2 protein-coding genes are annotated in these 1,793 nt (G+C 62.0%); both read left to right on the top strand.

Annotated elements, in window-relative coordinates:
• Nucleotides 1–362 precede the first annotated feature (362 nt).
• Entirely contained in the window at nucleotides 363–1,244 is an 882-nt protein-coding gene (gene dapA / locus EOA60_RS31450; RefSeq protein WP_095823685.1) for a 4-hydroxy-tetrahydrodipicolinate synthase, read from the top strand.
• Between the two features lie 25 nt (nucleotides 1,245–1,269).
• Entirely contained in the window at nucleotides 1,270–1,749 is a 480-nt protein-coding gene (gene smpB, locus EOA60_RS31445; protein ID WP_067321086.1) for an SsrA-binding protein SmpB, read from the top strand.
• Nucleotides 1,750–1,793 lie beyond the last annotated feature (44 nt).

Here is a 1,793-nt window from a genome sequence, read left to right as displayed (position 1 = left end):
CCCGGTATCAGCGCGACGGCCGCGCTCAAAAGCGCGAACAGATGAGGCCGATTTGTCGGCATGTTCCACCCCGGCACATTGTCAGCAGGCAGGGCCTTCGAGGCCGACCCGGAGCCTAAACTTAGGTCGTGAAAGGCTCGTAAACAAAAGGTTATCGAGGCCGTTCGAATTACGCTTGCTGGCACTACAGCAATGCTTGCCGCTGAACCGTGTCGAGACTATGGTGCGCGGCTTCGCTTTCGATTAGAAGGCGCGGGAATTTACGCATCGACAAAACGCTGATGCATGTCGCCCAAAGTGGGCACCCGGCTTTGGGAGAGCGACATGCTTGGACCAACAAAGTCCCAAGGAGTTTGGACAATATGCTGAGAGGCTCGCTGACTGCGCTCGTGACACCGTTCGAAAAGAGCGGGCGTTTCGACGAGAAAGCCTTTCGCGCGTTTGTCGAATGGCAGATCGCCGAGGGCACCAAGGGCCTCGTGCCCGTCGGCACCACCGGCGAGTCGCCGACGCTGTCGCATGACGAGCACCGCAATGTCGTCAAGGTCTGCATCGAGGTCGCCAGGGGCAGGGTTCCAGTTGTGGCCGGTGCCGGCTCCAACAACACCGAGGAAGCCGTCGGCCTGGTGCAGTATGCCGAAAAGGCCGGCGCCGATGCAGCCCTGGTCGTCACGCCTTATTACAACAAGCCGACCCAGCGCGGCCTCTACGAGCATTTCGCAGCCGTTGCCAGGGCAACCAAGCTGCCGATCATCATCTACAACATCCCGCCGCGCTCGGTGATCGACATGACCCCGGAGACGATGGGCAGGCTGCGCCACGACTTCAAGAACATCGCCGGCGTCAAGGATGCGACCGGCAAGGTCGAGCGCGTCTCGGAACAGCGCATGACCTGCGGCAAGGATTTCATCCAGCTTTCCGGTGAGGATGCGTCCGCGCTCGGCTTCAATGCGCATGGCGGCGTCGGCTGCATCTCGGTGACGTCGAATGTCGCGCCGCGCCTTTGCGCCGAGTTCCAGGAAGCCACGCTCTCCGGCGACAGCGCCAAGGCGCTAGAACTGCAGGATCGTCTCCTGCCGCTGCATAAAGCAATTTTCGTGGAGCCCGGCGTATCCGGCGCCAAATACGCCCTGTCGAAGCTGGGCAAGGTCGAGAACGTGGTCCGCTCGCCGCTGGTGACGGTCGAAGCTTCGACCGCCGAGAAGCTCGACGCGGCGCTGAAGCACGCCGGCTTGATTAATTAGGGATGAGGCGCCACCTCTCCGCATCATGAATCAAGTCAAGAAAGCCGACCCCAACAACAGGACGGTCGCCGAAAACCGCAAGGCGCGCTTTTCCTACGAGGTGCTCGACACGATCGAGACCGGCTTGGTGCTGACCGGCACCGAGGTCAAGTCGCTGCGCCAGGGCCAGGCGAACATCCAGGAGAGCTACGCCTCCGCCGAAGGCGGCGAGATCTGGCTGATCAATTCCTATCTGCCGGAATATCTCCAGGCCAACCGCTTCAACCACGAGCCGCGCCGGCGCCGTAAGCTGCTCGTCAGCAAGCGCGAGATGGCCAAGCTTGCCCAGAGCGTGGAGCGCGAAGGCATGACGCTGGTGCCGCTGAAAATCTATTTCAACGATCGCGGCCGCGCCAAGCTCCTGCTCGCCATCGCCCGCGGCAAGAAGCTGCACGACAAGCGCGAGACCGAAAAGCAGCGCGACTGGTCGCGCGAGAAGGGACGGCTCCTTAAGGAGCGCGGATAAAGCCACCTTCGATATGCGGGCAAGGCGAGCAGGGAGCCAAGGCT

Origin of the sequence: Mesorhizobium sp. M1A.F.Ca.IN.020.06.1.1, from assembly GCF_004023265.1 — a bacterium.
Lineage (GTDB): Bacteria > Pseudomonadota > Alphaproteobacteria > Rhizobiales > Rhizobiaceae > Mesorhizobium.
This window is presented reverse-complemented; position numbering and strand designations above follow the sequence as displayed.

Coding starts and splice junctions, on each gene's coding strand:
- dapA (WP_095823685.1), top strand. CDS start 363: ATGCTGAGAGGCTCGCTGACTGCGCTCGTGACACCGTTCGAAAAGAGC.
- smpB (WP_067321086.1), top strand. CDS start 1,270: ATGAATCAAGTCAAGAAAGCCGACCCCAACAACAGGACGGTCGCCGAA.